6 protein-coding genes are annotated in these 6,402 nt (G+C 73.7%); 4 read left to right on the forward strand and 2 right to left on the reverse strand.

Annotation, left to right across the window (positions count from 1 at the left end; translation table 11 throughout):
- Window positions 1-438 (reverse strand): DNA glycosylase AlkZ-like family protein (locus tag HW445_RS15100; protein WP_218957008.1); only part of this gene is annotated, 438 nt, incomplete at its 3' end.
- 220 nt (window positions 439-658) lie between these two features.
- On the opposite strand from HW445_RS15100, the gene rph reads away from it, so the two are divergent.
- From rph to HW445_RS15120, 4 genes are all read left to right on the forward strand, one after another.
- Window positions 659-3,256: a rifamycin-inactivating phosphotransferase gene (gene rph, locus HW445_RS15105; RefSeq protein WP_180221535.1), complete on the forward strand. Its 2,598-nt coding sequence runs from the start codon at window positions 659-661 to the stop codon at window positions 3,254-3,256.
- A 166-nt stretch (window positions 3,257-3,422) separates the two neighbouring features.
- A complete protein-coding gene (locus tag HW445_RS15110) occupies window positions 3,423-4,550 on the forward strand; it encodes an ABC transporter permease (protein WP_180221540.1) in 1,128 nt (375 codons plus the stop codon).
- The gene (locus HW445_RS15115; protein WP_180221536.1) at window positions 4,547-5,263 is read left to right on the forward strand and encodes an ABC transporter ATP-binding protein; all 717 of its coding nucleotides are present in this window, start codon (window positions 4,547-4,549) and stop codon (window positions 5,261-5,263) included. Before HW445_RS15110 ends, HW445_RS15115 begins: the two co-directional genes overlap by 4 nt.
- A 59-nt stretch (window positions 5,264-5,322) precedes the next feature.
- The gene (locus HW445_RS15120) at window positions 5,323-5,904 is read left to right on the forward strand and encodes a TetR/AcrR family transcriptional regulator (RefSeq protein ID WP_180221537.1); all 582 of its coding nucleotides are present in this window, start codon (window positions 5,323-5,325) and stop codon (window positions 5,902-5,904) included.
- A 30-nt stretch (window positions 5,905-5,934) separates the two neighbouring features.
- On the opposite strand, the gene HW445_RS15125 is transcribed toward HW445_RS15120, so the two are convergent.
- Window positions 5,935-6,402: nucleoside deaminase (locus tag HW445_RS15125; RefSeq protein ID WP_257231079.1), on the reverse strand; the 468-nt coding region annotated here is incomplete at its 5' end.

Genomic DNA, 6,402 nt, shown 5'->3' on the forward strand with positions numbered 1-6,402 from the left:
CTCGCCTCGGGCCTCCAGCGAGGCGAGCGCGGCCGCCTCGGCTCCGGCGAGCCAGTGCTCGGCGCCGGGTTCCGTGCCGTCGCCGAGACCCGACTCGGCGAGCATCGTGACCAGCTTCCGCCGTTCCCTCGCCGCGACGTCCCGGGAGCAGGCGGCCTGGAGGACGGCGGCCCGGTCCAGGGTGGTGACGAAGACCGTCCGCCGCATGGCCAGCAGCCGGATCAGCGTCCGGTCGTCGTAGAGGGCCCGCTCCACCTCGGCCACGCCGCAGGCGGTGGTCCGCGCCCAGCAGGAGAGGTGGACCGACGACGGGTCGGTGCCGTGCAGCGCCACCACGGACCGGGCGGCCTCGGCCGGGTCCGCGGCCCGGGCCCCGGGTGTCAGGAGGTGCCGTAGCCCCAGCCGCGCCCGCCGCTGCTCCACCGTGATCGTCCGCATGTCGCCCTTCCGCCTCGGGGGAGCTCTGCCCGGCATCCGTGTGGTGCGAGGTCCGCGTGGGGCGGCGAGGGCAAAGGGAAAGGCAAGGAGAGCGGTCTCCTTGCCATGCTCAACGTATAGCGCACCCGGGGGCTTGCCGCAAGGCCCGGGTGAGGCCTCAGAATCCGGTGATTCGATCGACAACCGCCGTGCGGGGCGCGGTGGTTCCGGAGGTGTCGCAGTGACCGAGCAGTACGTGCTGGATCTACGAGCCGTCGACGCGGCGCAGGTGCCGGCCGTCGGCGGCAAGGGCGCGAATCTGGGCGCGCTGACCCGGATCGAGGGCGTCCGCGTGCCGGACGGCTTCTGCGTCACGACGGACGCCTTCCGGCGGGCCGTGGCGCGGGAGCCGTCGATCGGCGACCGGATCGCCCGGCTGTCACGGGTGGACCCGGAGGACCGGGAGGCGGTCAGGGCCCTCGCCGCGGAGATCCGCGGGAGCATCGGGCGGATCGCCGTCCCGGACGCGGTCGCGGCTCGGATCACCGGCGCGCTCGCCCGGTACGGGGACCGGGCCGCCTACGCCGTCCGGTCCAGCGCGACGGCCGAGGACCTGCCGACGGCGTCCTTCGCCGGCCAGCAGGACACGTACCTGAACGTCGTGGGGCCGGCGGCGGTCCTGCGGCACGTCGTCCGCTGCTGGGCCTCGCTCTTCACCGAGCGGGCCGTGACCTACCGTCGGCGCAACGGCGTCGACCACCGCGCGGTCCACATGGCGGTGGTCGTGCAGCGCATGGTCGTCCCGAGCGCGTCCGGCGTCCTGTTCACCGCCGACCCCGTCACGGGGAACCGGAGGACCGCCGTCGTGGACGCGGGGTTCGGCCTCGGTGAGGCCCTGGTCTCCGGTCTGGTGAACCCGGACGTCTTCACGGTCCGCGACGGCGAGGTCGTCGCCCGGACGGTCAACGCCAAGCGCCGCGCCGTGCACGCCCTGCCGGGCGGCGGCACGCGGGAGACCGGGATCGATCCCGGGCGGCAGGAGGAACCGGCCCTGACGGACGCGCAGGCGGTGCGCCTGGTGGCACTCGGACGGCGCGTCGAGGCGCACTTCGGCCGCCCCCAGGACATCGAATGGTGCCTGGCCGACGATGGCTTCCACATCGTGCAGAGCCGGCCGGTCACCACGCTGTTCCCCGTCCCCGAGGCCGGCGACCGGGAGAACCACGTCTACGTCTCGGTCGGTCACGGGCAGATGATGACCGACCCGATGAGGGCACTGGGGCACTCCATGTGGCGGATGACGGCCATGGTGCCGATGACGGAGGCCGGCGGAAGGCTGTTCGTCGACGTCACCCGGCGGCTGGCCTCTCCGGCGGGCCGCGCCGCCCTCCTGGAGGCCATGGGGTCCGGTGACCCCCTGATCAGGGACGCCCTGGAAACCGTCCTCGAGCGGGACGGCTTCGTGCCCTCGCTCCCGGACGCGCCGCCCGCGGGACCGCCGGCGGGCGCACCGCCCGCGCCGGTCGCGACCGATCCGGCCGTCGTCGCCGAGCTGATCGGCCGCAGCGAGGCGTCCCTCGCGGCTCTGGAGCGCGATCTCCGGACGAAGAGCGGGCCGGCCCTGTTCGACTTCCTGCTGGAGGCGTTCGCGGAGCACAGAAGGGTTCTCGGCGACCCGCTCAGCCATCAGGTGCTCATGGCGGGGATGGAGGCCACGCGGTGGCTCAACGACACGCTGCGGGAGTGGCTGGGCGAGAAGAACGTGGCCGACACCCTGACCCTGTCGGCCCCCGGCAACATCACCTCGGAGATGGGCCTGGCGCTGCTCGACGTCGCGGACGTGGTCCGCCCGCACCCGGAGGTGGTGTCCTTCCTGCGGGGTGTGGGGGACGAGGACTTCCTGGACGAGCTGGCGGAGCTCCCGGGCGGCACCGAGGCACGCGACGCCCTGGACGCCTACCTCGACCGGTTCGGCATGCGCTGCGCCGGCGAGATCGACATCACGAGGCCGCGGTGGCGCGAGCGCCCCGCCACGCTGGTGCCCGCGCTGCTCGACAACGTCCGCAACTTCGCTCCCGGCGCCGCCGGGCGGCGCTTCGAGGAAGGGCGGCTGAGGGCCCTGCACAAGGAACAGGAGGTCCTCGCGCGTCTGCGGCGCCTGCCGGACGGTGACCGCCGGGCCGAGGAGACGAAGCGGATGATCGACCGGGTCAGGACCTTCATCGGGTACCGGGAGTATCCCAAGTACGACATCGTCAGCCGCTACTTCCTCTACAAGCAGGCGCTGATGGCGGAGGCCGGGCGGCTGGTGCGGGCCGGTGTGCTGCCCGAGCGGGAGGACGTCTTCCACCTCACGTTCCAGGAGTTCCACGACGCCGTGCGCACCCACCGGGTGGACGAGGAGCTGGTGCGGCGGCGCAAGGAGGCGTTCCGGTCGTACCACGCGCTCACCCCGCCCCGGGTACTGACCTCGGACGGCGAGGCGGTCACCGGGACCTACCGGCGCGACGACGTCCCGGCCGGCGCCCTGGTCGGCCTGCCGGTGTCCACCGGGACCGTCGAGGGGCGGGCGCGCGTCGTCCTCGACATGGCGGACGCCGACCTCGCCGCGGGCGACATCCTGGTCACGGCCTTCACCGACCCCAGCTGGTCCCCGCTGTTCGTCGGGATCGCGGGTCTCGTGACGGAGGTGGGGGGCCTGATGACCCACGGCGCGGTGATCGCCCGGGAGTACGGACTGCCGGCCGTGGTCGCCGTGGAGGAGGCCACCCGGCTGATCCGGGACGGCCAGCACATCCGCGTGCACGGAACCGAGGGGTACGTCGAGATCCTGCCGTGAGGCGGGCCCGGGACGGGCGGACGACAGGTTGCCGACAGTAGTGTCGAGAAAAGCGTCTATGATGCTGACACTGCTGTCGTCAAGTTTCGGCAAAGCGCCGCTGCGCCGTGCCGCGGCGCAGTGCTGCCCCTCACCTCCTGTCACCTCCTGCTCCGTGGAGATCCCTGTGTTCCTCGCCCTACGCGACCTGCGCTTCGCCCGCGGTCGTTTCCTCCTGATGGGGGCCGTGGTCGCGCTGATCGCCGTGCTCGGCGTCCTGCTGTCCGGACTGGCCTCCGGACTGGCCGACGCCGGCATCTCCGGTCTGCGCGCCCTGCCCGTGTCCCACCTGGCCTTCGACGAGAAGGCGACCAGCGAGCAGTTCTCCCGGTCGTCCGTGGAGGCCGAGGACTGGGAGGCGTGGTCCGGCGCCCCCGGCGTGGAGCGGGCGGAGCCGTTCGGCAACACCCTCGTCAACGCCCAGGTGACCGCGGGCGCGGAGGAGGGCGAGCAGATCAACCTGGCGGTGTTCGGCATGGCTCCGGACTCCCCCATGGCGCCGACGCCCAGCGAGGGGAGATCCCTGGCGGACGGCGGCGAAGGCATCGTCATCACCCGGGAGATCGCCGACCTGGGCGTCCGTATCGGCGACGTGCTGACCGCGGACCGGAGCGAGGTGCGCCTGGAGGTCGTCGGCCTGGTCGACGAGCCCGTGTCCTACGGCCACATCGGCGTGGTCTACGCGGACCTGGACACCTGGCGCCACCTGCACTACGGCCTGCCCGAGGAACTTCCCGAGGCGGCGGGCGAGCAGGCCACCGCCGTGGCGCTGGTCCTGGAGCCGGACGCCGACGTGACCGCGGTGGAGAGGGCGACCGGCACGCGCGCCGACACCAAGGAGTCGGCCTTCGACGCCTCACCCGGCTACGCGGCGGAGTCGAGCACCATGGCGTTGATCAAGGGCTTCCTGTACGCCATCTCGGCGCTCGTCATCGGTGCGTTCTTCACCGTGTGGACCGTGCAGCGCAAGGCCGAGATCGCCCTGCTGAAGGCGCTCGGCGCGCCCACGCGGTACATCCTGCGGGACGCCCTCGCCCAGGTCGTCGTGGTCCTGGTGACCGCCACGGCCGTCGGCACGGCCGTCGGGCTGGCCCTGGGGAGCGCGATGACCGGCAAGGCGCCCTTCTCCCTCTCCGCCCCCGCGGTCGCCACCTCCGCCGGGCTCCTGATCGGCCTCGGAGCCGCGGGCGCCGCCGTCGCCGTACGCCGCATCACCGCCGTCGACCCTCTGATCGCCCTGGGAGCCACCCGATGACGACCGTCCCCTCCCCCGGCTCCACCGCCGCCGCGGACTCCACGGCCGAAGGCCTGCGCCTGCTCGACGTCACGCTGGTCCACGGGGACGGCGACACGGCCGTCACCGCCCTCGACCGCGTCACCCTGCGGGTCGCCCCCGGGGAGTTCGCCGCCGTCGTCGGCCCCTCCGGCTCGGGCAAGTCCAGTCTCCTCGCCGTCGCCGGCGGTCTGCAGAGGCCCACGTCCGGGACCGTCGCCGTGGCCGGTGCCGAGCTGACGTCCCTCCCGGACAAGCGGCGCACCGCGGCACGCCGCCGGCACATCGGCTTCGTCTTCCAGCAGTCGAACCTGCTGAGTTCGCTGACCGTGCGGGAACAACTGCTGCTGCCGCTGCACATCGACGGGCGGCTCGACGCGGCGGCCCGCGCACGGGCGGACGAGCTCATCGAGGCGGTCGGCCTCTCGCACCGCGCCGGTTCCCGGCCTCACCAGCTCTCCGGGGGCGAGCGCCAGCGCGCGGGCCTGGCGCGCGCGCTGATGACCTCCCCCGCGGTGCTCCTGGTCGACGAACCCACCTCGGCGCTGGACCGGGCCCGTTCGGCCGAGGCCGTGCGGCTGATCGCCGAGCAGACCCGCGAGCACGGGACGGCGACGGTCATGGTCACCCACGACACGGCGATAATGGACCACGCCGACCGGGTGTACGAGATGGTCGACGGTCGCCTGTCCTGACCGGGGCGGCGGGCCGGCTCGCGACACCCGGACCGTCCACCATCCCGGAGTCCGCCCGCATGCCCAAGATCAACGCCGCCACCGTCGCCGAGCACCGCGCCCGTCAGCGCGAGGCGTTGATCCAGGCAGCCATCGACATCCTGGTGAGCGAGGGCGCCGCCGCCGTGACCCCCGCGGCGGTCGGCGCCCGCGCGAGCCTGGCGCGCTCCAGCGTGTACCAGTACTTCGACTCGTCGGCGGCCCTCCTGGCGACCATCGTCGAGGAGGCTTTCCGCCGGTCCGACGAGGCCCTCGCCCGTGCGATGGCGGATGCGACCGGACCGGTGGAACGCGTGGAGGCCTACTTCAGGGAGAGTCTGCGACTGGGCGCGGAGGGCGCCCACCGGCCCGCCGCCGCGCTCATGGGCGCGGACCTCCATCCGGCCTGCCGGGAACGGCTGATGGAGCTGCACCTGCGGCAGGTCGCTCCCTTCCGGGCCGCCGTGCGGGACATCGGCGTGCCCGACCCCGAACTCACCGCGGACCTGATCGCGGGCATGCTGCACTCCGCCCTGTCCGCCGTCGAGCAGGGCGCTCCTCTCGAGTCCGTGACGGGACGTGCCCTCGAGCTGGTGCACCGGTGCCTGGCCACGGGGGGCTGACGGGGCGCGATCCCCGGCATCCCCCATCCGTCAGGGCCGGGCCGCTGCTTCGCGGCGGCGCCGGGCCTCCTCGAAGAGCGCGTCCGTCTCGGCCTCGAGGACACCGCCGAGCAGCAGCTCGGGCCGGTGGAAGGAGGCGGCGGACCGGGCCACCTCGTGGGCGCGCAGGGAGATCTGCGGGATGCCGGTGCGGCGCAGGGTGGGGATCGAGCTGCCCCAGACCACCTGGGCCACGCCCGCCCAGGCGATCGCCGCCATGCACATCGCGCAGGGCTCACCGGTGCTGTAGAGGGCCACGGCGTCCCACCCCCCGTTCCCGTGGCGGGCCACGTAGGCGCGCATCGCCGTGATCTCCCCGTGCAGGGTCGGATCGGCCCCCGCGTCGTTGACCGCCGCGGCCAGCAGGTCACCCGAGCGCGCGTCCGCGACCACGGCGCCGAACGGGTAAAGGGGGTTGCGCCGTCCCTGCTCGACCGCGAGCCGCATGAGCCGCTCGTG

The organism is Streptomyces sp. UH6, assembly GCF_013421635.1.
Taxonomy (GTDB): Bacteria; Actinomycetota; Actinomycetes; order Streptomycetales; family Streptomycetaceae; genus Streptomyces; species Streptomyces abyssomicinicus.

Bases quoted from the DNA above. Each gene is read 5' to 3' on its own strand.
- HW445_RS15115 (WP_180221536.1), top strand. From the start codon at position 4,547: ATGACGACCGTCCCCTCCCCCGGCTCCACCGCCGCCGCGGACTCCACG.
- HW445_RS15120 (WP_180221537.1), top strand. From the start codon at position 5,323: ATGCCCAAGATCAACGCCGCCACCGTCGCCGAGCACCGCGCCCGTCAG.